Origin of the sequence: Anaerophilus nitritigenes (assembly GCF_004138215.1) — a bacterium.
In the GTDB taxonomy this organism is placed as follows: domain Bacteria; phylum Bacillota; class Clostridia; order Peptostreptococcales; family Thermotaleaceae; genus Anaerophilus; species Anaerophilus nitritogenes.
The window spans coordinates 51,753-77,691 of record NZ_RYYS01000032.1; the positions used below are offsets into that span (position 1 = coordinate 51,753).

At 30.1% G+C, this 25,939-nt stretch carries 26 protein-coding genes and 1 tRNA gene; 26 read left to right on the forward strand and 1 reads right to left on the reverse strand.

Annotation, left to right across the window (positions count from 1 at the left end; genetic code table 11):
* The first annotated feature begins 115 nt into the window (after positions 1-115).
* From EK368_RS04455 to EK368_RS04500, 10 genes are all read left to right on the forward strand, one after another.
* Positions 116-706, forward strand: coding sequence for an RNA polymerase sigma factor (locus tag EK368_RS04455; RefSeq protein ID WP_243109359.1), 591 nt, complete (start codon positions 116-118; stop codon positions 704-706).
* A 14-nt stretch (positions 707-720) separates the two neighbouring features.
* Positions 721-1,854, forward strand: coding sequence for a DUF4349 domain-containing protein (locus tag EK368_RS04460; protein ID WP_129597168.1), 1,134 nt, complete (start codon positions 721-723; stop codon positions 1,852-1,854).
* 297 nt (positions 1,855-2,151) lie between these two features.
* Positions 2,152-4,812, forward strand: coding sequence for a DNA polymerase I (gene polA / locus EK368_RS04465; protein WP_129596826.1), 2,661 nt, complete (start codon positions 2,152-2,154; stop codon positions 4,810-4,812).
* Positions 4,813-4,828: 16 nt separating this feature from the next.
* Positions 4,829-5,428 (forward strand): dephospho-CoA kinase, encoded by a 600-nt coding sequence (gene coaE, locus EK368_RS04470; RefSeq protein ID WP_129596828.1) that lies wholly within the window; start codon positions 4,829-4,831, stop codon positions 5,426-5,428.
* 13 nt (positions 5,429-5,441) lie between these two features.
* Positions 5,442-6,014: a lytic transglycosylase domain-containing protein gene (locus EK368_RS04475; protein ID WP_243109360.1), complete on the forward strand. Its 573-nt coding sequence runs from the start codon at positions 5,442-5,444 to the stop codon at positions 6,012-6,014.
* Between the two features lie 160 nt (positions 6,015-6,174).
* Positions 6,175-6,672, forward strand: a complete 498-nt coding sequence (locus EK368_RS04480) for a DUF441 domain-containing protein (RefSeq protein ID WP_129596830.1) — start codon at positions 6,175-6,177, stop codon at positions 6,670-6,672.
* 15 nt (positions 6,673-6,687) lie between these two features.
* Entirely contained in the window at positions 6,688-7,722 is a 1,035-nt protein-coding gene (locus EK368_RS04485) for a nicotinate phosphoribosyltransferase (protein WP_129596832.1), read from the forward strand.
* 22 nt (positions 7,723-7,744) lie between these two features.
* Positions 7,745-9,352, forward strand: coding sequence for a peptide ABC transporter substrate-binding protein (locus EK368_RS04490; protein ID WP_129596834.1), 1,608 nt, complete (start codon positions 7,745-7,747; stop codon positions 9,350-9,352).
* Positions 9,353-9,466: 114 nt separating this feature from the next.
* Positions 9,467-9,551 (forward strand) — tRNA-Leu (locus tag EK368_RS04495).
* A gap of 130 nt (positions 9,552-9,681) precedes the next feature.
* The gene (locus tag EK368_RS04500; protein ID WP_129596836.1) at positions 9,682-10,551 is read left to right on the forward strand and encodes a C40 family peptidase; all 870 of its coding nucleotides are present in this window, start codon (positions 9,682-9,684) and stop codon (positions 10,549-10,551) included.
* Positions 10,552-10,610: 59 nt separating this feature from the next.
* On the opposite strand, the gene EK368_RS15230 is transcribed toward EK368_RS04500, so the two are convergent.
* A complete protein-coding gene (locus EK368_RS15230) occupies positions 10,611-11,165 on the reverse strand; it encodes a lytic transglycosylase domain-containing protein (RefSeq protein ID WP_129596838.1) in 555 nt (184 codons plus the stop codon).
* Between the two features lie 194 nt (positions 11,166-11,359).
* Here EK368_RS15230 and EK368_RS04510 point away from each other — a divergent pair, with 194 nt between their 5' ends.
* The 16 genes from EK368_RS04510 to minC all read left to right on the forward strand — a co-directional run bounded on the left by EK368_RS04510 (position 11,360) and on the right by minC (position 25,921).
* Positions 11,360-12,208 carry an SPOR domain-containing protein gene (locus EK368_RS04510; RefSeq protein WP_129596840.1) on the forward strand — a complete coding sequence of 283 codons (849 nt, stop codon included), beginning with the start codon at positions 11,360-11,362 and terminating at the stop codon, positions 12,206-12,208.
* 227 nt (positions 12,209-12,435) lie between these two features.
* Complete coding sequence (gene rsxC / locus EK368_RS04515) at positions 12,436-13,758, forward strand: electron transport complex subunit RsxC (RefSeq protein WP_129596842.1); 1,323 nt, start codon at positions 12,436-12,438, stop codon at positions 13,756-13,758.
* Between the two features lie 17 nt (positions 13,759-13,775).
* Positions 13,776-14,711, forward strand: coding sequence for an RnfABCDGE type electron transport complex subunit D (locus tag EK368_RS04520; protein ID WP_129596844.1), 936 nt, complete (start codon positions 13,776-13,778; stop codon positions 14,709-14,711).
* Positions 14,712-15,272 (forward strand): RnfABCDGE type electron transport complex subunit G, encoded by a 561-nt coding sequence (locus tag EK368_RS04525; RefSeq protein ID WP_129596845.1) that lies wholly within the window; start codon positions 14,712-14,714, stop codon positions 15,270-15,272.
* Positions 15,273-15,288: 16 nt separating this feature from the next.
* Complete coding sequence (rsxE, locus tag EK368_RS04530) at positions 15,289-15,891, forward strand: electron transport complex subunit RsxE (protein WP_129596847.1); 603 nt, start codon at positions 15,289-15,291, stop codon at positions 15,889-15,891.
* Positions 15,892-15,905: 14 nt separating this feature from the next.
* On the forward strand, positions 15,906-16,487 hold the full coding sequence (gene rsxA, locus EK368_RS04535) for an electron transport complex subunit RsxA (protein WP_202976426.1): 582 nt from the start codon (positions 15,906-15,908) through the stop codon (positions 16,485-16,487).
* Positions 16,488-16,506: 19 nt separating this feature from the next.
* Entirely contained in the window at positions 16,507-17,484 is a 978-nt protein-coding gene (gene rnfB, locus EK368_RS04540) for an RnfABCDGE type electron transport complex subunit B (RefSeq protein ID WP_423243535.1), read from the forward strand.
* A gap of 226 nt (positions 17,485-17,710) precedes the next feature.
* Positions 17,711-18,088 carry a NusG domain II-containing protein gene (locus EK368_RS04545; RefSeq protein ID WP_129596851.1) on the forward strand — a complete coding sequence of 126 codons (378 nt, stop codon included), beginning with the start codon at positions 17,711-17,713 and terminating at the stop codon, positions 18,086-18,088.
* A 15-nt stretch (positions 18,089-18,103) separates the two neighbouring features.
* Positions 18,104-18,634 carry a Gx transporter family protein gene (locus EK368_RS04550; protein WP_129596853.1) on the forward strand — a complete coding sequence of 177 codons (531 nt, stop codon included), beginning with the start codon at positions 18,104-18,106 and terminating at the stop codon, positions 18,632-18,634.
* A gap of 35 nt (positions 18,635-18,669) precedes the next feature.
* Positions 18,670-19,257: a Maf family protein gene (locus EK368_RS04555; RefSeq protein ID WP_279222257.1), complete on the forward strand. Its 588-nt coding sequence runs from the start codon at positions 18,670-18,672 to the stop codon at positions 19,255-19,257.
* Positions 19,258-19,270: 13 nt separating this feature from the next.
* Positions 19,271-19,960, forward strand: coding sequence for a RadC family protein (gene radC / locus EK368_RS04560; protein WP_129596855.1), 690 nt, complete (start codon positions 19,271-19,273; stop codon positions 19,958-19,960).
* A gap of 31 nt (positions 19,961-19,991) precedes the next feature.
* Positions 19,992-21,020, forward strand: a complete 1,029-nt coding sequence (locus EK368_RS04565; RefSeq protein WP_129597176.1) for a rod shape-determining protein — start codon at positions 19,992-19,994, stop codon at positions 21,018-21,020.
* A gap of 44 nt (positions 21,021-21,064) precedes the next feature.
* Positions 21,065-21,859: a rod shape-determining protein MreC gene (mreC, locus tag EK368_RS04570; protein WP_243109361.1), complete on the forward strand. Its 795-nt coding sequence runs from the start codon at positions 21,065-21,067 to the stop codon at positions 21,857-21,859.
* 20 nt (positions 21,860-21,879) lie between these two features.
* Positions 21,880-22,380 (forward strand): rod shape-determining protein MreD, encoded by a 501-nt coding sequence (gene mreD / locus EK368_RS04575; RefSeq protein WP_129596859.1) that lies wholly within the window; start codon positions 21,880-21,882, stop codon positions 22,378-22,380.
* A 4-nt stretch (positions 22,381-22,384) separates the two neighbouring features.
* A complete protein-coding gene (locus tag EK368_RS04580; RefSeq protein WP_129596862.1) occupies positions 22,385-25,129 on the forward strand; it encodes a penicillin-binding transpeptidase domain-containing protein in 2,745 nt (914 codons plus the stop codon).
* A 156-nt stretch (positions 25,130-25,285) separates the two neighbouring features.
* Entirely contained in the window at positions 25,286-25,921 is a 636-nt protein-coding gene (minC, locus tag EK368_RS04585; RefSeq protein WP_129596864.1) for a septum site-determining protein MinC, read from the forward strand.
* Positions 25,922-25,939 lie beyond the last annotated feature (18 nt).

Genomic DNA, 25,939 nt, shown 5'->3' on the forward strand with positions numbered 1-25,939 from the left:
CTACTGTGTAAGTAGGTTCTTTATTTTTTAAAAAATAATCTGATAAAACATGAAACTTTTTATAAAAAGTTTCGTCTTAAATATAGGGATTTTTATGAGGAAAGGAGGGAGCTTTGTGCAGGAGAAAAGCCTCATACATAAAAGTCAGCAAGGACATATAGAAAGCTTTGAAAACTTAATTAAAAATTACCAAAAACTTGCTTTTAATATTGCTTATAGAATGCTTGGAAATATAGAAGATGCAAAGGATGCTACACAAGATGCTTTTTTAAAAGCATATAAAAATATTGATCAGTTTAAGGAGGAAAGTACTTTTTCTACTTGGCTTTATAAAATTGTTACAAATACTTGTTTAGATGTATTAAGAAAGAAAAAGAAAATTAAAATTTATTCTTATGATCAGAATATAGAAACGGAAAAAGGGAAGGTTTTAAGAGAAATAGCAGATGAAGAAAATACTCCAGAAAAAATCGTTGAAAAAAATGAAATTCAAAAACATATGCAACAAGCAATTGATTCTTTATCAGAGCATCATAGATCGGTAATCATACTAAGAGATATTCAAGGGTTTTCATATGAAGAAATTGCAAAAATATTGAATTGTTCTAAAGGGACGGTTAAATCAAGGATCAATAGAGCAAGACAAGCTTTAAAGAAGATTATAAAGTCAGGGGAACTTTTTGATAAAGACTACGTCAAAATATAGGAAGGAGGGGTCATATGAATTGTACCAAAATACAAGAGTGGATTTCTTTATATATAGATGAGCAAGTAGATGAAGTTACAAAGGAAGAAGTAAAAAAACATTTAATAGAATGTGAAAAATGCAAAGCAGAATATGAAATGATGTTAGAGGCTATTTCTTTATGTAAGGAATTGCCTATGATAGATTTGCCAGAGGAGTTTGAAGAAAGTTTACATGAAAAATTAGTAGATGTTCAGAAAAGTAAATACAAAAAAAGTATAAAGAATATGAATTGGAAAGCATTTACTTCTATTGCTGCTATGTTGGTAATAGGTATTACATCTATGTCTTTATTCAACTTTACAAAAGATATCCCAAAAGAAGAAATAGCTTCTATGAATATAGATTATTCTAAACAAAAACAATTAGATACAGAAAAGAATGTAGAGAATGAAGAAATTCCAGAAAAAAAATCAGAAGAAAATAAAAAAGATACAAAAGATCTAAATACAGATGTGAAAAAATATTTATTACAAAAGAACAATGATAATCCAAAAGATTCTGTTACTAGTAAAGATATATTGGAGGAGGAATCTACAAATCCTACGCAAGAGCAGCTTTCAAAAATCGATTTTTATGCAGCATCTGAAGAAACACTTCCAGTGAAAAATTATAGAATGCAACAGGCCAATCAACATATAAGATATAAGGGGTTTATGACTATTAATATATCAAGCCATGAATTAATTCAAATAGTACAAAATATTGGTGGAAACTTAGAAACTTCTAAAGATTATAATATGGAGGATATAAAAACAAAAATGAACTTTTCTCCTACGGAGGAGATGGTTGTCTATATTCCTAAAGAAAAACTATCAGAGTTTGAAAAAAAGGCAAGAGAATTAGGAGAAGTCAAAAAATATTTTATAGAGAATGAAGATATTACAAGAAATTATGAAAATATTTTACAAGAAATTAAGAATTTGCAAAATCAAAAAATAAAATTAAAAGAAGAAATGAACAATCATAATGATTCAGAACAAATAAAGAAAATTCAAGAAGAAATAAAAAAAGTAAATGAGAATATAGATGAATTAAAAGAAGAAGTGAAAAATTTAAATGAAGAAATACAATTTTGCACGATTTGTGTATCTTTATATGATGAGTAAACAAAGTCATAAAAAATGTTACTAAATTTTTAATAATTGTTGCTTACTTTGATGACTTTGCTAAAATACAATTTGTATTCAGTCTTAACAAGCCTTTTTAAGAAGGCTTGTTTTTATATATAGACAATGTATAATAAAATGAATACATGAAGATGATTTTATGAGGGATGAAGATCGCTAGATAGGATTTTTAAGGAGGAATTTACAAATCAATTGAGAATATAGTTAAAGACTACAATATATTTTTTGGGGAAATATATAGTTAAACTTAAAGAGATTTGCAAGGAGAGGATTTTATTGAAAGAAAAAATCATTGTAATAGATGGAAATAGTCTAATTAATAGAACTTTTTATGCTATTCCTGAACTCACTACAAAAGAAGGAGTGCATACAAATGCTGTATATGGATTTGTCAGTATGTTATATAAAATATTTGAAGATTATGATCCAGAGTACATTACAGTAGCTTTTGATAGAAAATCACCTACTTTTAGACATAAAGCTTTTGATGAATACAAAGCAGGAAGAAAAAAAATGCCTCCTGAGTTAGCAGAACAATTTCCTGTTTTAAAGGAAATTTTAGATGCTTTTCATATTCATAGAGTAGAGATAGATGGCTTTGAAGCAGATGATTTAATTGGGACCATTGTAAATTATAGTGAGACACAAAATATTCATCCAATTGTGATTACTGGAGATAAAGATGCACTACAATTGATTTCTGAAAAAACAAAAGTCTTTATTACTAAAAAAGGAGTAAGCAACCTAGATGAATATGATCAAAAAACATTTATAGATCAGTATGAGGTTACTCCTATACAGTTTATAGATGTAAAAGGGCTTATGGGAGATAAATCAGATAATATTCCTGGAGTTCCAGGTATTGGAGAAAAGACTGCAATAAAGCTTATTAAGGAGTTTGGTAGTATAGAAAATTTATTAGAAAATATAGAGCAAGTATCAAGTCCCAAAATGAGAGAAAAATTAGAGGAATATGCACAACAAGCTGTTTTAAGTAAAAGATTAGCTACGATTATGCTAAATGTTCCAGTAGAAATGTCTGTAGATGAGTTTAGAAGAACAAAGCCTGATACAAAAAAATTAACAGAGATTTTTTACAAATTAGAGTTTAAAAAGTTTTTAGATAAGTTAAAAGATCAAGAGCCTATACCACAACAAAATGAGCATATAGAAATTATTAAAATTGACAACAAAGAAACATTAGATCAATTAAAAGATAAAATTAAAGAAAAAAAAGAAATGTATGTCAAAATATTTGCTAGTGAAAAAAATATTGTAAAAGATGTAATTTTAGGAATTTATATTCAAATAGATGATTTGAATTATTTTGTTGATATAAAAAATAATAATGAATTTTTTATAGAATTAAAAGATATTTTTGAAGATATAGATATTAAAAAATATGGATTTGAAATGAAAAAAGATATATTATCTTTATTTGGATATGATATGAATTTTGAAGGAATAGATTTTGATTTATCTATTGCATTATATTTAATAGATCCTACAAGAAAATCTTATGCCATAGAAGATATTGCCTATGAATATTTGAGTGAAAATATTATAGGAGAAGAGGAGCTTTTAGGAAAAGGAAAAAAGAGAATGGATTATGATCAAGTAGATGAAGAAAAATTAATTCAATATGGTTATGGAATTTGTAATACTGTAAGAAAAACGAAAGAAAATATGATAAAAAAGATAAAAGAGGATAATCTTGATCACTTATATTATGATATTGAAATTCCTCTTATGAAAGTATTAGCAGCTATGGAGTTTGAGGGATTTTATGTAGATCAAATAAGACTTGAGGAGATAGGAAAAGAATTAGATAAAAAAATCAATACTTTGACACAAGAAATTTATGAGTATTCAGAAGGTATATTTAATATTAACTCTACAAAGCAATTAGGAGAAATTTTATTTGATAAACTAAAATTGCCACCTATGAAAAAAACAAAAACAGGTTATTCTACAAATATTGAAGTATTAGAAAAACTTTACGATAAGCATCCTATTATTTCTAAAATTATAGAATATAGGCAACTTGTGAAATTAAAAACTACATATATAGATGGACTTATAGGAGTTATTAATCCTAATACACATAAAATTCATTCTAGTTTTCATCAAACAGTAACATCTACAGGAAGAATTAGTAGTACAGAACCAAATCTTCAAAATATCCCTATCAAGCTAGAAGCAGGGAGAAAAATAAGAAAAGTATTTGTTCCTACTAATGAAGATTATGTTTTATTAGATGCAGATTATTCTCAAATTGAATTAAGAATACTAGCTCACATTTCAGAAGATGAAAATTTAATAGAGGCTTTTCATGAAGAACAAGATATTCATGCCTCTACAGCCTCCAAAGTATTTCATATTCCTATAGAAGAAGTAAGTTCTCTACAAAGAAGTAGAGCAAAGGCAGTAAATTTTGGAATTGTCTATGGAATTAGTGACTATGGTTTGTCTGAAAACTTACATATTACTAAAAAAGAGGCTCAAAGATATATAGATGAATATTTTAATAAATATCAAGGTGTAAAAAATTATATGGATCAGATTATAAAAGAAGGAAAAGAAAAAGGATATGTAACAACGATTTTAAATAGGAGAAGATATATTCCTGAATTAAAATCCAAAAATTTTAATATACGTTCTTTTGGAGAAAGAACTGCGATGAATACACCTATCCAAGGAAGTGCGGCAGATATTATAAAAATTGCTATGATTCGAGTATATGAAAAATTAAAGAGTCAAAAATTAAAATCCAAATTAATCCTACAAGTTCATGATGAACTCATAGTAGAAACTCATAAAGATGAAATACAAGAAGTAAAAAAACTTGTAAAAGAAGAAATGGAAAATGCTATAAGTTTACAAGTTTCATTGAATGTAGATATGAATATAGGGGATAGCTGGTATGATACAAAGTGATGAAAGGAAGTAAAATATGAAAGTCATTGGTCTTACAGGAGGAATTGCTACAGGAAAAAGTACAGCTTCTTCAATTATAAAAAATTTAGGGATTCCAGTAATTGATGCAGATTTGGTAGCAAGAGCAATTGTTAAGCCGAAACAAGAAGCTTTTTTTGAAATTGTAGAATATTTTGGAGAAGAGATTGTTCAACAAGATGGTACTTTAGATAGAAAAAAATTAGGGAATATTGTATTTTCTAATGAAGACAAACTAAAAAAATTAAATGAGATTACCCATAAAAGAATAATAGATGAAATTACTAATAAAATAAATATGTATAGAAAATTGTCTACAGATCCTGTTATAATTATAGATGCAGCTTTATTAATTGAAATGAATATAGGTTATTTGGTAAATGAAATTTGGCTTGTGATAGCAGATGAGAAAATACAGATACATAGAATTATGGATAGAGATGGATTTTCTTTTGAAGATGCAAAAAAAAGAATAGATGCTCAAATGTCTACAGAGGAAAAAAAGAAATATGCTCATGTTGTTTTGGATAATAGTGGTAGTATAGAGGATTTGACAAATAAAATACAAAAGGAGTTAAAAAGGGTGAGTGAATATTGATGGAGGGATCCATTTGCTTTTGATAGATATAAGTAAATATAAAAAGATATTAAAATTAATAGTTATTATACTAGTACTAGTAATAGGATTTTATAGTATACATGCTATATTTAAAATAATATATCCTATTTACTATGAAGATCTTATTTTAAGATATGCAAAAAAATATGATTTAGATCCCTATTTAATTACAGCAATTATTCGAACAGAAAGTAAATTTGACGAAAAAGCAAAATCACATAGAGAAGCCAAGGGTCTTATGCAAATTGCTCCAATAACTGGAAACTGGGCCTCAAAAGAATTGAAAATTGATAAATATGATGAAACATTTTTATTTATACCAGAGATAAATATTATGATGGGTTGTTGGTATTTAAATCGATTAAGAAGTGAATTTGATGGAAATTTAGAATTGATGCTTGCAGCTTATAATGGAGGAAGTGGAAATGTGAATAAATGGTTAAAAGATATTCGTTATAGTAAAGATGGCGAAACTTTAGAAGATATTCCATTTCCGGAAACAAAGAATTATGTAAAAAAAGTAAAGAGAAGTTATAAAATATATAAAATACTATATACAAAATAAAAATTATATTATTTATATATTTAGTACATCCATAAGGATATTATTGAATAAAGTAGATAAGTCATTTATAATAATTAGGGGAAATATAATCCTATATAATATTAAGAACGATAAGGTTTCATACGAAGGTTATGACTAAAAAATATATAGGAGTTAGATTATGAATCAAGAATATTTAGGTGGTATTACTTTATTAGTTTTATTGATTTTGGCTATGATTGGCAAAAATAATGCTTTAGCTTTAGCTGCAAGTGGTTTGATTTTTTTGATGTTTCTTGGTCAAATGGGAGGAGAAATTCAAAGTTTTTCTAATACTATTCTTGTTTTTTTAGATCAATATGGATTCGATATAGGTCTTATTTTATTGATGATAGGAACATTGACACCTTTTGCACTAGGAGAATTAGATGTAGTATCTATGCTTATGACTTTTAAAACGTATAAAGGATTTATAGGTATTTTAGCAGGATTATTAGTAGCTATCTTTGGAGCAAAAGGAGGATACCTTCTAGAAATAGAACCTTCTACAGTAACCTCTGTTGTTGTGGGTACCATAATAGGGATGTTAGCATTTAAAGGATATCCTGTAGGACCTTTGATTGGTTCTGGAATTGCATATTGCATGATTTACATAGTAGAAATATTTATGAAAAAATAGAAAGGAATGTGATTTATGAAACATATGACAAGCCTTGAGGACATGAAGAAGATAGAAATCAGCAAGGAGAGGTGCATGCACTCAAGCAATCACGATGAAATATTAACAGGGCTTACAACAGATGTTTATTTTTTAAGGACTTTAGATATTTTAAGGCATATGAATTTAGATCAAGAGACGGTAACTGCGGAGATCTTTGCAAGAAGACCTGGAGTATTTGTGGGAATTGAAGAATTAAAAAGTATGTTAAAAGACAAAAATATAGAAGTGTGGGCATTAGAAGAAGGCGAAGAATTTGATGCAAAAGAAACTCTAGTAAGAATAAAAGGGCCATATAGCGAGTTTGGAGTTTTTGAAACAGCTATGCTTGGAAGCTTAGCTAGTGGAAGTGGTTGGGCTACAGCTTCAAAACAAGTAAGGGAAGCTTGTGGAGAAAAACCATTTCTATGTTTTGGAGCAAGACATGTACATCCTTCTGTAGCTCCAGTGATGGAAAGAGCAGCTGTGATTGGAGGGGCAAATGGAGCAAGTTGTGTGTTGGCTGCAAAATTATTAAATATGGAAGCTTCAGGAACATTGCCTCATGCAGCTATGTTGATTGCTGGAGATACACTAGAGGTTGCAAAAGTTTATAATAAGGCAACACCAAAGTCTCATAAAAGAATTGTATTGGTAGATACTTTTAAAGACGAAGTAGAAGAGAGTTTAAGAATTGCAAAAGAGTTAGGAGATGACTTGTTTGGAATTCGTCTAGATACTCCTAGTGAAAGAGGAGGAGTTACTCCGAATCTTGTAAGAGAGCTTCGTGCAAAATTAGATATCAATGGTTATAATCATGTAAAGATCTTTGTATCTGGAGGACTGACTCCTGAAAAAATAAGATTATTATCTGATGCAGGGGCAGATTCTTTTGGAGTGGGAAGTTATATTTCAGGAGCTGCTGCGATTGATATGACTATGGATATCAAAGAAGTAGGAGGAAGACCTGTGGCAAAGAGAGGTAGAATTCCTGGAATTATAGAAAATGATAAATTAAAAAGAATTTTTTAATGGTAGTAATGGAGGTAATTGAGTGAAGTATATTAAAATTTTTTTTTGTTGCTTTCTTTTAATTTGTATTGTGATGTTATCTGCATGTGCAAAGAAAAGTGACGATCAACCATTTGGTGAAGAAGAAATTATAAAAAGTAGCGAGCCAGTAGCAGGAGGACAATTAAGAATTCCTGCTATCGGGTTTTCTACTTTAAATCCTATTATAAATGATAATGAGAGTATATACCATCTTAGTAATTTAATTTACGAGGGGCTTGTTACATTAGATCAAAATGGAAGACCCCAACCTGCATTGGCTAAAAACTGGTATGTGTCAGATGGAACTACTTTGATATTTGAATTAAGAGATGATGTAGTTTGGCATGATGGAGAAGCCTTTTCTGCAGAAGATGTAAAATTTACTATAGATACACTAAAATTAGCAGGAGGACTATCTATCTATAAAGTTTATACAAATCACATACAGAACGTTCAGATATTAGATAATTATAGAGTAAGTATTAATTTTGATGATCCTACTTATGCTGCTATTGAAGATTTTATTTTTCCTATTATTCCAAAGCATCAGTTTAAAGATTCTAAAAATGTATATGAATTCAAAAACATAACCCCTATTGGAACAGGTTCTTATAAGATACAAAAGTATAATGAATATAAAGATATAGAATTAGTTATCAATGACTATTATTGGGGTAAAAAGCCTTATATATCATCTGTTTTAGTAAAAAAATTACCTGATAATGAAGCAGCACTAACTACGGTAGAGGTAAATAAAGTAGATGTAGCAAGTGCTATGGATTTTGACTGGGAAAAATATAGTGAAAATAAAGATTTAAAGATTTATGAGTATGTTACTCAAGAATATGAATTTTTAGGATTTAATTTTAGAAATACTCTTCTTTCTGATGCAAAAATGAGAAAAGTTTTTGCGTATACAATTGATAGACATAATTTGATAGATGAAGTATATCTAGGACATGCAACTTTGGTAGATGTACCAATTTCTCCTTCTTCATATTTGTATCAAGAAGAACAAAAAAGATATGGAAAAGATCTTGTAAAAGCAAAAAAACTATTAAAAGAATTAGGATGGATCAAAAAGGATAATGATCCGTATTTAGAAAATGAATCTGGACAAAAAATAAAAATTTCGCTACTGGTAAATGAAGAAAATGCACAAAGAGTAAAATCAGCAGAATCGATAGCATCTGATTTAAAGGAGGTAGGTATAGAGGTTTCTATTCATATGGTGAACTTTAAAGAATATGAAAGAAGAATTTATACTGGCCAATTTGATTTATTATTAGGAGGATGGAAACTTATAGAAAATGAAGATTTAAGCTTTCTATTTCATTCAAAGTATATAAAAAGTACAAATTTCATACAATATGCAAATCCTAATATGGATCAAATTTTAAATGAAATGACAGGGATACAAGATGAAGCTTTAAGACGAAAAAAATATGAGAAGTTTCAAAAATTATTTATAGAAGAAATACCTTATTTGAGTTTGTATTTTAAAAATAGTTCTATTATTGTACGAGGTGGAGTAAAAGGAGATATTTTACCAACAAATTCAAATATTTATAATAATATTGAAAATTGGTATATTCCTCAAAATAAATAAAGAAGTTTGTTAGTCTTATGATTAGTGCTTATAGGAACATAGAGACTTTGTTAAAAAATATTGACAATCTGTAAAAATTTGATTATACTATCTAAGTAACATTATTATAAAAAGGCGAGAGTGCTGGAATCGGCAGACAGGCACGTTTGAGGGGCGTGTGTCTTATGGCGTACGGGTTCAAGTCCCGTCTCTCGCACCAATAAGTATACAACTACTCCAAAAGAGTAGTTTTTTTGCGTGTTTTTTTAAAAAAAAGAAGGATTTTTATATAATATGTAGAATGTAATAAAAGTAAAATGTATAGACAATAAATAATAGGGGGGCGAAAAATGAAAAAATGGATAAAACCTGTAGCTGTTAGTATGATGATTGGGGCTTTTACCTTTGGAATGGGATCTTTTTCTTATGGACAGGCAGTGGGAACAGTTACAGCAACATCTGTTAATGTGAGACAAAAACCCAGTGCAGATGCATATAAGATTACTAGTTTAAATAATGGAGATAATGTTCAGATTATTGAGGATAAAGAAGATTGGTATCAAATCTCTTTTGATGATCAAGAGGGTTGGATTCATAAAGATTATGTAAAAAAAGATACTTCTAAAATGCAAATAACAGGAAATGGTGTAAATTTAAGAGTAGCACCTTCTACTGATTGTGAGGTATTAGAATCTTTAAGTGTAGGAACTATTGTAGAAGTAAAAAGTGTAGAAAAAGATTGGTATGCAGTACAAACAGAAGATCGACAAGTTGGATGGGTCCATAGTAAATATGTAGGAGAAATAAAAAATGAACATGTAGTATCAAGAGGAAGTAAAAATGCTCAAGTAGACAATCTTCTTAAAACAGCTATGGGTTTAAGAGGAACACCATATTCTTATGGATCAAATGGACCAAATTCATTTGACTGTTCAGGATTTACATCTTATGTATATAGACAAATAGGAGTTCCAATAAATAGAGATTCAAGAAGTCAATCTATTCAAGGAACAAAGGTATCAAAAGATGAGCTTAAAAAAGGAGATTTAGTATTTTTTGATACATCAGATAATGGTAGTATCAATCATGTAGGAATCTATATAGGAAATGGAAATTTCATCCATTCATCATCTGGAAAAGCAGGATCTGTAACTATATCTGCTTTAAATGAAGCCTTTTATAAAAATAGATACATAACAGCTAGAAGAATTTTAGACTAAAAAAAATCCTACTTATTTAAGTAGGATTTTTTATTAGTTTATATAAACTTCTAATTCGTTTATTTGTATATATTTTTAAGACTTAAAACTTTTTTGACGTAATTTTGTGTCTCGTTAAATGGTGGGATACCATTATATTTTTCTACATTAGAAGGACCAGCATTGTATGCAGCTAAAGCAAGCGTTGTATTTCCATTATATCTATCTAAAAGATTCTTAAGATATTTAGCTCCTCCATGTATATTTTGTACAGGATCCCACGGATTAGAAACGCCAAGTCCTTTTGCAGTATCAGGCATAAGTTGCATAAGTCCTTGTGCACCTGCATGGGATTTAGCATATGGATTAAAAGATGATTCAGCATGAATAACTGCTTTGATTAAACTAGAATCTATATTATATTTTTTTGCTACTGTGTCTATAATTGTTTCGTATTTTTCGTGATCGATTTTTGAACTTTCTTTTTCTATTTCTTGATTGAATAGGATATCAAAATCATTAAAAGAATGATTCTGAGTAATATGATTACGGCTTAAAGTAACACCAGATGGCAATCGACTTTGTACCTCACTCAATTTTTGATTCCATATAGATTGTACAGAATTAATTTTCATGATAAAGACTCCTTTTAACACGACTATGATTTCTTTATATTATATATCGGATATTTTGTAAAATATATTTAGAAAAAGATGAAAAAATTATAGATTAATATAAAAAGGATAAGAATTGTTTTTATATACAAAAGGAAAATACAATAGATATGTAGAAAATAGAATGCATAAGATTGTTAAAAGGGGAGTGGGAAATGAGATTAAAAAGAAATAGAATAAGAAAAGAAAGTGAAGGAAAAAAAATAGGGATTATTTTTTTGTTAGGGATATTAATTTTTTTATCTGTTGGATGTGGTTTTTTATTAACTCAACATATTATCATACCTTCTTTTTTAAATCATCAGATAGAACAAAAAAATATAGTTAAACAAGAAGAACGAAAAAAAACACAAGAAAAAAAAGAAAATGAACAATCTCGTATAGATACTAAAAACACATTAAGCTTAAATGGGTTGGATATGTTTAGTATTCAAATAGGGAGTTTTTCTACAAGTGAAAATGCACAAAATATGGTAGATAACTTATATGAAAGAAAAATACCTGCATTCATAGTGGACGAAAATGGATACAAAGTAATTACAGCAGTAATGCTAGATCGAAATAGTGCAGATGTTTTTATGAAAACGATCAAATCAGAGTATGAAGAAGCTTTTGTATTGAGTAAAAGGATACCTGATAAAATGATTCAGTATCATAATGAAGATGAAAAATATATACATATTTTTAAAGATGAAAATAAAAAATTTATAGAAATATTAAAAACAATTGGAAAAAAAATACAACAAGAAAAAAATCTAGGGAATATACAATCTTTTCAAGTAGATATAGATGCTTTAAATGAAATAGAAAAGAAAGTAAACCAACATCAAACTTCTCAAGATTTAAAAACTGTTCAAAATGAATGGATAAACATTTTAAAAGATTTTTCAAAAGAGTTAACAACAGCGTTGAAAAATCAAGAAAATCCATTATTTGAGATAGAAAATATTTTCATAAAGAAAGTATACCAATATTCAAAGTTTATGACGAACAATGAGCATTAAAATAAATTGTAAGCAAAAATATTTCAAAAGAACAATAGAAAAAGAATAAAAATATCAATAAATTTAAATCTTAATTATATTTTGTAAATTACAAATAAAGACATGAATTCTAAGCTTCATTGACTTTTTTAGATAGAAAAGTTAATATATAATTAGCATGCTAAATCATTATTGCCTGTGGTTATAAATGTTTAAAATTAATTTTATAAAATAAGGGGTGAACATAAATGAATCTTTTATCCTTCAGAGGAGGGGTACATCCTCCTCACTACAAGGAAGCAACAGAAAAAATCAAGGTAGAAAAAGCAAAAGAACCAACTCGTGTAGCAATCCCGCTGCAACAACATATAGGAGCTCCTTGTGAAGCTTTAGTAAAGGTTGGAGACAAAGTCAAAGTAGGGCAAAAAATAGGAGAAGCAAAAGCTTTTGTTTCTGCACCAATTCACAGTAGTATATCAGGTCAAGTAAAACAAATTACAAAAATGCTTACACCCACAGGAGAAGCTCAGTGTATTGTAATTGAATCTGATGGTTTGAATGAAGTTCATGAAAGCATTATATCCAAAGGAGATATTAATACCTTATCTGGAAAAGAAATTTTAGAGATTATTAAAGAATCAGGTATTGTAGGGATGGGAGGAGCAGCTTTCCCAACTCATGTAAAATTATCTCCACCACCGGATAAAAAAATTGATACAATTATTTTAAATGGTGCAGAATGTGAACCATATTTAACAGCTGACCATAGATTGATGTTAGAAAATCCGCAAAGTATTATTTACGGCTTAAAAGCAATGATGAAAGCGACAAATGTTTCTAAAGCATATATAGGTATAGAAGATAATAAACCTGATGCTATAGAAAGTATGAAAAATGCAGCAAAAGATGAAACATCTATTGAGGTTGTTGGTCTTAGAACAAAATATCCTCAAGGAGCTGAAAAACAATTAATTTATGCCTGTACACAAAGAGAAATTCCATCTGGAGGACTTCCAATGGATGCTGGAGTTATTGTAAATAACGTAGGAACTGCATCAGCAGTTGCTGATGCAATCCAAACTGGAATGCCTTTGATCCAAAGAATTGCAACAATTACAGGAAAAGGTATTAAAGAGCCTAAAAACTTATTAATAAAAATAGGTACACCTTTTAAAGAAATTGTTGAACAATGTGGAGGATACAATGGAACTGTAGGAAAATTAATCATGGGAGGACCTATGATGGGCCTTGCACAGCATACAGATGAAATTCCTGCAATAAAAGGAACATCTGGTATATTAGTATTTAGTCCAGAGGAGGCAAGACTTCCTGAACCTACATCATGTATTAAATGTGGAAAGTGTGTCGATATTTGTCCAGCTTTCTTACAACCATTATATATAAGTGCTTATTCTCTAAAAGATATGCATGATACAGCTGAGAAATATAGAGCGCTTGATTGTATAGAATGTGGTTCTTGTTCATTTATTTGTCCATCAAAGAGACCGCTACTTCAATCGATTCGCGTAGCTAAACGAGAAATTGTAGCCAAAAAGAAAAAGAGTAAGTAATGGGAGGGAATAGGAATATGGAGAATCGACTTATTGTATCTTCATCTCCTCATATAAGATCTAATGAGACTACAAGTAAGATTATGAGAGATGTTGTCATCGCACTATTACCTGCAACGTTAGCAGGTGTATACTTTTTTAGAATGGGAGCAGTAAAAGTGATTTTAGCAGCTGTGATTGCAGCTGTATTAACAGAAGCTTTCATACAAAAAATTTGTAATAAACCAGTTACAATAAATGATTATAGTGCTGTTGTAACTGGCTTATTATTAGCGTTTAATATTCCGGCAAGTGCGCCTTGGTGGCTTCCGGTAATAGGTTCGATATTTGCTATAGCTATTGTAAAGCAAGTATTCGGAGGATTAGGACATAATTTTATGAATCCAGCACTAGCTGCTCGTGCTATGTTACTTGCTTCTTGGCCAGTACAAATGACAGCGTGGGTAAAGCCAGGAGCTGATGCTGTAAGTACAGCAACTCCATTAGCAATTTTAGGAGGAGAAGCAACAGAATCATTACCATCATTAGCAGATTTAATAATTGGAAATGTTGGTGGATGTATTGGAGAAACTTCTGCTATTTTACTTATACTTGGAGGAATTTATCTTGTATATAGAGGTGTTATTGCACCTAAAATTCCAGTTGTGTATATTGTAACAGTAGCAGTACTTACTTTTATTTTTGGAGGATTTGATGCACAATTTATGGTTTATCAAATCTTTGCAGGAGGATTAATGTTAGGAGCAATTTATATGGCAACAGATTATGCTTCATCTCCTGTAACACCAAAAGGTCAAATGATCTTTGCATTAGGATGTGGGGTGCTAACAAGTGTTATAAGAATATATGGAGGATATCCAGAAGGTGTATCTTACTCTATTCTTTTAATGAACGTAGCTGCACCACTTATTGACAAATATACAAGCCCTAGAGTATTTGGGGAGGTGAAATAAATGAAAGAAATTATGAAATTAGGAATTATTTTATTAATCATTACTGTGGTGGCTTCTGTAGTATTAACTTATACAAATGAAATTACAAAAGAGCCTATTGCACAACAAACTTTACAAGCAAATATTTTAGCTCGTCAAACAGTTTTATCAGATGCTACTGATTTTGAGGAAGTGGATCAGAGTGAATTTGAAGGATATGAAAATATTATTGAAGTATATAAAGGAATGAAAGACGGAGAAGTAGTAGGATATACTGTAAAAACCAATCCAAAAGGATATGGTGGGGAAGTAGAAGTAATGGTAGGAATTACAGGTGATAGTGTAATTAGTGGAGTAAATATAGGAAACCATCAAGAAACACCAGGGCTTGGAGCAAAAGCAGATGGAGAATTTAAAGATCAATATAAAGAAAAAAGTGTAGAAAACGAATTAAAAGTGATTAAAGCAGGAGCACCTAAAGATAACGAAGTGATGGCAATTTCAGGAGCTACTATTACATCAAAAGCAGTCAACACAGGTGTAAATAGTGCCATTAAATTATTTAATGAAAAATTAAAGTAGTTTTGGAGGTGACGATATGAATTTAGGAAAAATATTTATGGCGGGGATTTTATTTGAAAATCCAATTTTTATACAAATGCTAGGAATGTGCCCAACACTAGCGGTTACCACTTCAGCTGAAAATGGTTTAGGAATGGGACTTGCCACAACAGCTGTATTATTAGGATCAAATACAGTAATTTCATTGCTTAAAAAGGTTATACCTAGTAAAATTCGTATACCAGCATTTGTTGTTGTTATTGCAACCTTTGTTACAGTAGTAGGTTTGATGCTAAAAGCATTTTTACCAGCATTAGATGCACAATTAGGATTATTTATTCCATTAATCGTTGTAAACTGTGTAATCTTAGGAAGAGCAGAGGCTTTTGCTTCTAAAAACTCTGTAATAGCTTCATCGATAGATGGTATTGGTATGGGACTTGGATTTACTATATCCCTTACTATTTTAGGAAGTGTAAGAGAAATATTAGGAGCAGGTGCTATATTTGGACACTCTATATTTGGAGCTTCTTATCAACCAGCTTTAATTATGATTCTTCCTCCTGGTGCATTTCTTGCTTTAGCTTTACTACTTGTTCTTTTAAGATTTATTCAATCTAAGAAAACAACTCAAAATTAAAGGAGGAAAATAATATGTCTATACAGGGATTATTTGTTATACTCGTAAGTAGTATACTTGTAAATAACTTTGTACTTTCAAAATTTTTAGGGATTTGCCCTTTTTTAGGAGTATCTAAACAAGTTGAAACTGCTACAGGAATGGGAATGGCGGTTACTTTTGTTATGACGATTGCATCTATTATTACATGGATTATTCAAAAATTTATATTAGTTAATTATGGATTAGAGTTTTTACAAACAATAGCTTTTATATTAGTTATTGCAGCATTGGTTCAATTTGTAGAGATGGTTATTCAAAAGGTAAGTCCAACTCTATATCAAGCATTGGGAGTATATTTACCCCTGATTACTACAAACTGTGCTGTACTTGGGGTTGCAATTTTAAATATTCAATCTGATTATAATTTAATAGAAACTATTGTAAATGCTGTTGGAGCTGCCATTGGATTTTCTCTTGCAATTATTTTATTTGCAGGAATCAGAGAAAAACTTGAAATTTCAGATGTGCCTGAAATATTTCAAGGATTTCCAATTGCATTAATTACTGCAAGCTTGATGTCTATTGCCTTTTTAGGTTTCGCAGGACTTGTATAAGGAGGGGTAAAATATGGATATTTCAACATTAGTAGGCCCTGTAGTCAGTTTAGGTGGAATGGGTTTATTGTTCGGAGCAGGACTTGCATATGCTTCTCAGAAGTTTGCTGTAGAAGTAGATCCAAGAATAACTGCAATTGGAGAAGTACTTCCAGGAGCAAATTGTGGAGGATGTGGATACCCAGGATGTGGAGGACTTGCAAGTGCTATCGTTGAAGGAAAAGCACCAGTAAGTGCTTGTCCTGTGGGAGGAAGCGAATGTGCTGCTAAAATTGCAGAAATTATGGGAGTATCTGCAGGAGATAATGTAAAACAAGTTGCTAGAGTGATTTGCAATGGCACTCATGAAAATTGCAAGGAAAAATTTGACTACTCAGGAATTCAGGACTGTAAGGCAGCTGCAATGGTGAGCGGTGGAAGTAAAAGCTGTGCTTATGGATGTTTAGGACTAGGAACGTGTGTAAATGTATGTCCTTTTGATGCCATTCACATTACAAAAGATGGTGTTGCAAAGGTGGATCCAGAAAAATGTACTTCATGTGGAAAATGTATAGAAGCATGCCCTAAAAGTGTCATTGATTTAGTACCGTATGAACAAAATGTAGTTGTAGATTGCAACAACAAAGAGAGAGGTAAAACAGTAAAAGACAATTGTTCTGTAGGATGTATTGGTTGTCAGCTTTGTGTAAGATCTTGTCCATTCGAAGCGATTACATTTGAAAATAATCTTGCAAAAATTGATTATTCAAAATGTAAAAATTGTATGATTTGTGCTGAAAAATGTCCAACAGGAGCTATTTATGCAAACTTTGAACAAAGAAAAAAAGCTGAAATTATTGCTGAGAATTGTATAGGATGTACTATTTGTGCAAAACAATGTCCAGTAGATGCGATTGAAGGAGAATTAAAGAAGGTTCATAAAGTATTAGAAGATAAATGTATTGGTTGTGGTGCCTGTGCAGCCAAGTGTCCTAAAAAAACAATTGTTATGAAATAAAAAAGTATGCCTTTTGGCATACTTTTTTTATGTATATGAACAAAAAAATTATCTTTATATACAAGGAAGATTTTGTGTTTTTTCAATCTACATTTGCTACTTGTAAAGAAGATATCAAAATGTTAAACTTAAACTATATTCAATAATGGATCAATCTGTGTAAAATCATGTAAAATTATAATATAAATATGTAAACTCTAAAATGTAGATAGCGAGAGTTGATAAAATGACAAGATGGGATAGAATATTAATAATATTAGTTATTTTTTTTGCCATCATAGGAATAATATTGGTTAAATCTATAAGTTTTAATGAAGGTCAGTTATATGTAGTCGTTGAAGTAGATGGAAAAGAATATAAAAAAATTGCACTAGATCCTAATGGAGAAACACAAACATTTCATATCCATACACCTTATGGAAACAGCAAGGTTGAAGTAGATCAACAGGGAGCAAAATTTATAGAGTCTGATTGCAAGGATCAATTATGTATAAAAATGGGAAAAATTACAAAACCTAATCAAACAACTATTTGTTTACCCAATAGAATATCTATCAAGTTAATATCTAAAAAGGAACCAGAAATAGATGGAATTAGTTATTAAGGAAAGGATTTTACCATGAAGACAAAAAAGCTGGTATATTTGTCACTGATTACGACTATTGGAACCGCTTTAAATATTTTAGAATCTTTTATTCCACTTCCTATTTCAGGAGTTCCTGGAGCGAAACTTGGACTTGCAAATATTGTAAATCTAGTGGCTTTGGTTGTATTTGGTCTAAAGTATGGACTGATTGTAGGAATACTACGAAGTATTTTAGCGACATTAGGAACAGGTGCGGTGACAGGGCTTTTTTATAGCTTATCAGGAGCTATTGTAAGTACAATAGTTATGTGGATTGTTTATAATTTTTTTTCTAAAAAATTTAGTTTAATTGGTGTAAGTATTTTTGGAGCATTAGCTCATAATATAGCACAACTTAGTGTAGCAAGTGTGATGATTCATAATGTACTCATATTTACATATTTACCACTTATGATGCTTATGAGTTTATTTACTGGATATTTTATAGGTCTTAGTTCTAACTATATTTCAAATCATTTAAAAAATATTTTGGGAAATAATAACTATGAAACAAAAGAAATGTAGGTTTTATTGCTTATTTTTCATAGAAGAGATTGTAGGTGAAAAGATTGAATAAAATTGTATTAGCTTCATCTTCTCCGAGAAGAAAAGAGATTCTTAATAGGTTTGAAATTCCTTTTGAAGTAAAAGTTGCACAAATAGAAGAAAAGATACATATAGGAGACACACCAAAACAAGTTGCTATGAGTTTAGCTTTTGAAAAAGCCATAGAAGTTTCTAAAACTTGTGAAGTGGGAGATATTGTTATTGCTGCAGATACTATAGTAGTAAAAAATCATATATTAGGCAAACCTAAAAATTATGATGAAGCTTTTCGTATGTTAAAAAATTTACAAAATAATATACATTTTGTGATTACAGGTATTGCAGTTATACAAGCACATACTTATAATAAATTTGTAGCTTATGATCAAACAAAAGTAAAAATGAAAGAGTTGACAGATGGGATTATTAAAAGGTATATTGATACAGGAGAAGTATGGGATAAGGCAGGGGCTTATGGAATACAAGGCAAAGGCTCTGTATTGATAGAATGGATTGAAGGTGATTATTTTAATGTAGTTGGACTTCCAATAGGAAAGCTTCAAAGCATATTAAGCACATATTTTAATATAGAACTCATATAGGATGTGACTAAGTATGGAGGATCATATTTCTATTAAGCAAATGGCTGAAACAGAACGCCCTAGAGAAAAATTATTAAAATGGGGAGTAAGATCGTTATCCAATGCAGAACTTTTAGCTATTTTGATTCGAACAGGTACAAAGGATTTATCTGCTATTGATTTAGCACAAAAGGTATTATCTATAGATCAAGAAGGTCTACGATATCTTAAAAATTGTACTATAGAAGAATTAAGTGGTATTAAAGGAATTGGAGTAGCAAAAGCATGTCAAATGATAGCTTCTATTGAAATTGGAAAAAGAATTGCACAAATGAGTTCAAAAGAAAAATATAGTATCATATCACCAAAAGATGTTTCCAATATACTTATGGAAGAGATGAGATACTATAAAAAGGAATATTTTAAAACGATTCTTTTGAATACAAAGAATGAAATATTAAGTATAGAAAATATTTCTATAGGAAGTCTGAATAGTTCCTTAGTGCATCCAAGAGAGGTATTTGTAAATGCTATTAAAAAAAGTGTTGCATCCATTATATTAGTTCATAATCATCCTAGTGGGAATCCAAAACCTAGTAGTGAAGACATAAAGGTTACAAAAAGACTGATGGAAGCAGGAAAAATTATAGGTATTGAAATTTTAGATCATATCATAATTGGAGATGGAAAATATACCAGCTTAAAAGAAATTAATATGATATAAAGCATGATAGGGAGGAGCAGTATGTATGGCAATGTTTAAATTCTTTTCAAAGGACATGGGAATAGATCTAGGAACAGCAAATACACTTGTATATGTAAGAGGAAGAGGAATAGTAGTAAGAGAACCTTCTGTAGTTGCTATACAAGAAGATACAAAGGAAGTTTTAGCTGTAGGGCAAGAGGCAAAACAAATGATAGGGAGAACTCCTGGAAATATTATTGCAATTAGACCTCTAAAAGATGGTGTTATTGCTGATTTTGATATTACACAAAGTATGTTAAAATATTTTATAAAAAGAGCATATCCTAACAAGTCTATTTTATTTGCACCAAGAGTAGTAGTAGGAGTTCCATCAGGAGTAACAGAAGTAGAAAGAAGATCTGTAGAAGAAGCAGCCATTCAAGCAGGAGCAAGAGAAGCTTATTTAATTGAAGAACCAATGGCTGCAGCTATTGGAGCAGGACTTCCAGTGGAGGAGCCTACAGGAAGCATGGTAGTAGACATTGGAGGAGGAACTACAGAGATTGCTATTATTTCATTAGGAGGAATTGTAACAAGTAGATCTGTAAGAATCGGTGGAGATGAGTTTGACGAATCTATTGTACAATATATCAAAAAAGAGTATAGTTTAATGATTGGAGAAAGAACAGCAGAAGAAATAAAAGTAACAGTAGGATCAGCTTTTCCGAAATTAAAAGAAGATAAAATGGCTATTAGAGGAAGGGATTTAGTTTCAGGACTCCCTAAAACACTTACTATATCTTCAACTGAAATTTTAGAAGCACTTCATGAGCCTATTAATTCAATTATAGAAGCAATAAAATATACACTTGAAAAGACTCCACCAGAATTAGCATCAGATATTATGGAACAAGGAATTACGCTTACTGGTGGAGGCGCTATGCTAGATGGATTTGATAAGCTTGTTCGTAAAGAAACAGGAATGCCTGTTCACATTGCAGAGGAAGCTCTAGATTGTGTGGCTTTAGGAACGGGAAAAACCATTGAAGAAATTGAAACTTTAAAAAGAGTATTAATTTCTTCTAAAAGACATAGATAAAGTGGTGAGTATTTATGGGTAATTGGATAAAAAGGGGAACTATAATGATAGTAACACTAGTTACTATCATTCTCATTATTATAATAGGCATAACACTAGGTGGAAGACAAAGAGTATCTACACCTGAGAATATGATTGGAAAAATCATTACACCTGTTCAAAAAATACTTTATAGTACTGGAAAAGTCATTGGAGATGGAGTAGGTTCTTTATTTTCTTTTAGAGAAATTTCAAAGGAAAATAAAGTATTGAAAAAAGAAGTAGAAAAGCTAAATCAAAAGGTAATTCAACTATCCCTTACAAAAGATGAATTAGATGAACTCAAAAGTCTTCAAAAGGCTCTTAATTATGCAAAAGAAAATGAAAAGTATAATTATATATCTGCTAGTGTAACGGGAAAGGATTTGGGAAATTGGTTTAATGTTTTTACGATTGATGTAGGATTAAATCAAGGAGTTGCAAAAGATAGTACAGTGATGAATGGAGAAGGATTAATAGGAAGAGTATTTGAGGTAGGAGATAATTGGTCAAAGGTGGTTACGATTGTTGATAATAAAAGTTCTGTAAGTTTTCAGGTTCTTAGGAATAGTCAATATATTGGAGTTGTAAGAGGTAGTGTACATGGAGAACTTACAGGGTATTTAATTGACCCTCAGGCAGAAGTATTAGTAGGAGATAAGTTGATTACTTCAGGACTTAGCATGTATGAAAAAGGAATTCCTATTGGACAAATTAAGAAGGTAGTAAAGAAGGAAAATGAGCTTTTAAAAACTATTTTAGTAGAACCAGAAGTAAATCTTAGAAAGATTGACAAAGTGTTTATTATTATGCCACAATAAGATTAAAGGGGTTATCAAAAATGAAACTGTTTACAGTTTTTATGATTATGATTGTTAATTTTTTTATACAATCTACTTGGTTACAACATTTTAGGCTTTTAGACATTATGCCTAATACTACCTTGATTATTGTAGTGATATTCTCTATTTTATGGGGAAAGAAAAAAGGGGCTACTATTGGATTTATTTCAGGAATTCTTCAAGATATCTTATTAGGAACCATGATCGGTGCAAATGCTTTAGCTTATATGTTGGTTGGATATAATATTGGCATTTTTGAAAAAAATATCTATAAAGATAATCATATTACACCTGTTTTATTTACGATTGTAGGGACCATTTCTTATCATTTGTTGTATTATGTTATTATGTATCTTACAAGACATACCTTTGATTTTATTTTTATTTTTAGAAAAGTTGTATTGATAGAAATAATTTATAATAGTATCTTATCTATTTTTATTTATAGATGGATCTATAAAATTACTAAATATCCTTATATGAAGGCGAAAATAAGGTGATAAAATGATAGAAAAATTAAAAGATAGGCATAACCAAGTGATTTTATTTTTTACAATATTCATATTGATTCTTCTAATTAGACTTTTTACTCTTACGATTGTACAAGGAGAAAAGTATAAAAAAATGGCAGAAGATATTCGAATTAAAAAAATCCCTATTTCTGCTCCTAGAGGAGAAATAAGAGATCGATATGGAAGATTGTTAGCTACCAGTGAGCCGAGCTTTACAGTTCAAATTATGAAAAACGAATTAATAGATGAAAAAATTAATGAGGTAGCAATAAAATTATTAAATATTTTTATTGTAAATGGAGAAAAATATCAAGACAATTTTCCTATTATCTTAGAAAATGATTATTTTTATTATACTTTTGACAAAGAGATAGACGAATGGCTTGCTTCTCAAGGACTTACAAATGTAAGAGATGCAAAGGATGCTTTTAAGTTGTTAAGACAACAATTAGGTATTGATCCAAAGTTAAATGATTATGAAGCCCAAAGTGAAATCCAGACATCTCATGGTATATATCCTCCAATTTCTGTTAAAACCATGAAATTTATACCCGAAATGAAAAAAGAAAACTTTTTACAAAAATATCATTTGAAAGAAAATATGAAAGCAAAAGATGCTTTTATTGCTTTAAGAGAAAAGTTTAAAATAGAAGATCAATATTCAGATGAAGATGTAAGAAAGATATTAGTCATTAGACATGAATTAAGAGAACAAGGATATAGACAATATCAGCCAGTAAAAATTGCATTAAATGTTTCTGCACAAACTGTATCTATTATAGAAGAAGCAAGTATGGATCTTCCAGGAGTAAATATAGAAGTAGACCCTATCAGATACTATCCTAATGGTAAATTAGCATCTCATATTATAGGATATTTAGGAAGGATTTCAGATCAAGAACAAACAACATTTACCTCAGCGAAAGGATATACTCCAAATTCTCTTATTGGAAAAGATGGATTAGAAAGAGTATATGAAGAAAAACTAAAAGGAAAAGATGGAGCCAAATATGTAGAAGTAGATGTAATAGGAAGACTTGTCAATGTATTAAGAGAAGAACAGCCTCAAAAGGGAGAAACACTATATTTATCTATAGATTCAAATCTTCAAAAGATAGCAGAAGAGGCTTTAGAACAAGCTTTAAAACAAATTCAAGTAGGGGGAACTTTTAAAAGTAAATGGGGAGATTATAAGTATGGGGTATATCCTAATGCTACTTCTGGTGCAGTAGTAGCATTAGATGTAAATACAGGGGAAGTATTGGCACTTGCTAATTATCCATCTTTTGATCCAAATCTTTTTGCAACAGGTATATCTTCAGAAGCTTGGAAATTAGTACAAGATCAAAATCCAAGAGATCCACTATCTCCTCTTCCTCTTTATAATATTGCTACTAAAACAGCAGTACAGCCTGGATCAATTTTTAAGATGATTACAGGGCTTGCTGCTATAGAACAAGGACTAGATCCAAAATTACAGCTATATGATGATGGTTATATAAAATTAGGAGGAAGAAGTTTTGGATGCTGGTTATGGAATGGTTATCATAGAAAACACGGGTATGTAGATCTTTATAAAGCTTTAGAGGTTTCTTGTAATTATTACTTTTACAATGTATCTACTGGATGGGATCATTATAAAAATAAGTCTTTAGGAATTGATATGGGACCAGAAAAGGTTTTAGAATATTCTAAAATGTTTGGTCTGGGACAATCTACAGGCATTGAAATCAATGAAAGTGCTTATGGTCTTCCAAATCCTAAACAGAAATTAACCAATACTAAAATTCTTTTAAAGAGAGATGTTACATCTAATGCTAAAAAATATTTTGAAGAAACAGTAATAAAAGATGAAAAAAAATTAGAGAAACAAATTCAACAAATTGTAGATTGGACGGATGAAAATCCATCTAGAGGAGAGCTTATAAATAGAATAGGCAAGTTAGATGTAAAAAAAGATCAAGTAGAACCTTTAGCAGACTTAGCAAAATTTAATTATTATATTCAAGCAACCTGGACAAAGGGGGATACTTTTAATCTATCTATTGGACAAGGACAGCATGCTTATACTCCTTTACAGATTGCTAATTATATTGCGACACTCTCTAATGGGGGATATAAAAATGAGGTTCATCTTGTAAATAAAATAGGTAATAGTGAAACATCTAAAGAAATAAATCATAATAAAGAAAAAATACCTCTTAAAAATAATGATAATTTACGTCATGTAAAAGTAGGAATGGATCGAGTAACACAACAAGATCAAGGTACAAGTAGTAGGACCTTTCAAAGATTTCCTATTAAAGTATCTGCAAAAACAGGAACGGCTCAGAAATCAGGAAAGATTCAACCAAAAGATGAAGTGGCATATTTAGAAAAATATATAGGACGTATTGCTCCAGGGATTCCTATGAGTTCTATTAAAGAAAAAACAAAAGAATATATGAAAAAATATAAAAATGAGGGAATGGCTATGAGAAAAGCCATTAAAGATTTAAGTAATGGGAGGATTACAGATGCTACACTTGATCAATACAAGCCAGATTATGACAATTTTGCATGGTTTGTTTCTTATGCACCTAGTGATCATCCTCAGATTGCAGTAGTATCTCTTCTTTTTCAGGGAGGACATGGAGGATATGCTTCTCCTATAGCAAGAGAGATTATTGCAGAATACTTTGGACTTAATTCAGATGAATATGATAAAATTCAGTTAGGAAATACACTTACTAATTAGTAAGTGTATTTTTATGAGTTGTATTTTTATGAGTTATAAGCAATTTTCATAAGAATATACGAATTTTTTTACAAAAAAAGAGGATTTGAATATATTTTGAAGAATTACTTATTCATGTTGTAGATTTACTTGCACGAATTTGGAGGTAGTCACTGGATGTACGAAGGAAATTATGTTGCATTCAAAGGAAGTAAAGAAGGTATTATTATTTATTTTAAAAAGGATGCAGATTATACCAAAGTAAAAGATCAATTAATTAAAAAGCTTGAATCTGCCAAAAAATTTTTTAAGGGTGCTAAAGTTATTAGTATTCAAGGAAAAGTTTTGACAGAAGATGAAAAAAAAGAAATAAAAGAAATCATTCATTCAAGATATGGAATGATTGTAGTTGAAAAAGAACAAACAAATATTAAAAATATAAAGACATCAAAGAAAGTCTTTGAAGGAATAGAAGAAGGAAATACAAAATTTATTCGTGCGACCATCCGTTCAGGACAAAGAATTAGATTTTCAGGAAATCTAGTAATTATTGGAGATGTCAATCCAGGGGCAGAAATTATAGCAGAAGGAAATATTATGGTTATGGGATCTTTAAGAGGAGTAGCCCATGCAGGCATTAGCGGAAATGAGAGAGCTTTTGTTGCAGCATATAGTTTACAACCAACACAATTAAGAATTTCTAAAAAAATCGCAAGATCACCAGATCATGAAAAAGTAAAGCCTATGGGTCCTGAACTTGCAATGATTAAAAATGGTGGTGTTGTTATTGAACCTTATTTACCAAACAAGTAAGAAGTTATGGAGGGAATG

Excerpts from the sequence above, each read along its gene's own strand:
- minC (WP_129596864.1), top strand. The coding sequence starts at position 25,286 with ATGTACGAAGGAAATTATGTTGCATTCAAAGGAAGTAAAGAAGGTATT.
- rsxA (WP_202976426.1), top strand. The coding sequence starts at position 15,906 with ATGTCTATACAGGGATTATTTGTTATACTCGTAAGTAGTATACTTGTA.
- EK368_RS04480 (WP_129596830.1), top strand. The coding sequence starts at position 6,175 with ATGAATCAAGAATATTTAGGTGGTATTACTTTATTAGTTTTATTGATT.
- rsxE (WP_129596847.1), top strand. The coding sequence starts at position 15,289 with ATGAATTTAGGAAAAATATTTATGGCGGGGATTTTATTTGAAAATCCA.
- mreD (WP_129596859.1), top strand. The coding sequence starts at position 21,880 with ATGAAACTGTTTACAGTTTTTATGATTATGATTGTTAATTTTTTTATA.
- EK368_RS04500 (WP_129596836.1), top strand. The coding sequence starts at position 9,682 with ATGAAAAAATGGATAAAACCTGTAGCTGTTAGTATGATGATTGGGGCT.
- mreC (WP_243109361.1), top strand. The coding sequence starts at position 21,065 with ATGATAGTAACACTAGTTACTATCATTCTCATTATTATAATAGGCATA.
- EK368_RS04460 (WP_129597168.1), top strand. The coding sequence starts at position 721 with ATGAATTGTACCAAAATACAAGAGTGGATTTCTTTATATATAGATGAG.
- EK368_RS04580 (WP_129596862.1), top strand. The coding sequence starts at position 22,385 with ATGATAGAAAAATTAAAAGATAGGCATAACCAAGTGATTTTATTTTTT.
- EK368_RS04485 (WP_129596832.1), top strand. The coding sequence starts at position 6,688 with ATGAAACATATGACAAGCCTTGAGGACATGAAGAAGATAGAAATCAGC.
- EK368_RS04545 (WP_129596851.1), top strand. The coding sequence starts at position 17,711 with ATGACAAGATGGGATAGAATATTAATAATATTAGTTATTTTTTTTGCC.
- EK368_RS04510 (WP_129596840.1), top strand. The coding sequence starts at position 11,360 with ATGAGATTAAAAAGAAATAGAATAAGAAAAGAAAGTGAAGGAAAAAAA.
- radC (WP_129596855.1), top strand. The coding sequence starts at position 19,271 with ATGGAGGATCATATTTCTATTAAGCAAATGGCTGAAACAGAACGCCCT.
- EK368_RS04520 (WP_129596844.1), top strand. The coding sequence starts at position 13,776 with ATGGAGAATCGACTTATTGTATCTTCATCTCCTCATATAAGATCTAAT.
- EK368_RS04565 (WP_129597176.1), top strand. The coding sequence starts at position 19,992 with ATGTTTAAATTCTTTTCAAAGGACATGGGAATAGATCTAGGAACAGCA.
- coaE (WP_129596828.1), top strand. The coding sequence starts at position 4,829 with ATGAAAGTCATTGGTCTTACAGGAGGAATTGCTACAGGAAAAAGTACA.
- EK368_RS04550 (WP_129596853.1), top strand. The coding sequence starts at position 18,104 with ATGAAGACAAAAAAGCTGGTATATTTGTCACTGATTACGACTATTGGA.
- EK368_RS04525 (WP_129596845.1), top strand. The coding sequence starts at position 14,712 with ATGAAAGAAATTATGAAATTAGGAATTATTTTATTAATCATTACTGTG.
- rsxC (WP_129596842.1), top strand. The coding sequence starts at position 12,436 with ATGAATCTTTTATCCTTCAGAGGAGGGGTACATCCTCCTCACTACAAG.
- EK368_RS15230 (WP_129596838.1), bottom strand. The coding sequence starts at position 11,165 with ATGAAAATTAATTCTGTACAATCTATATGGAATCAAAAATTGAGTGAG.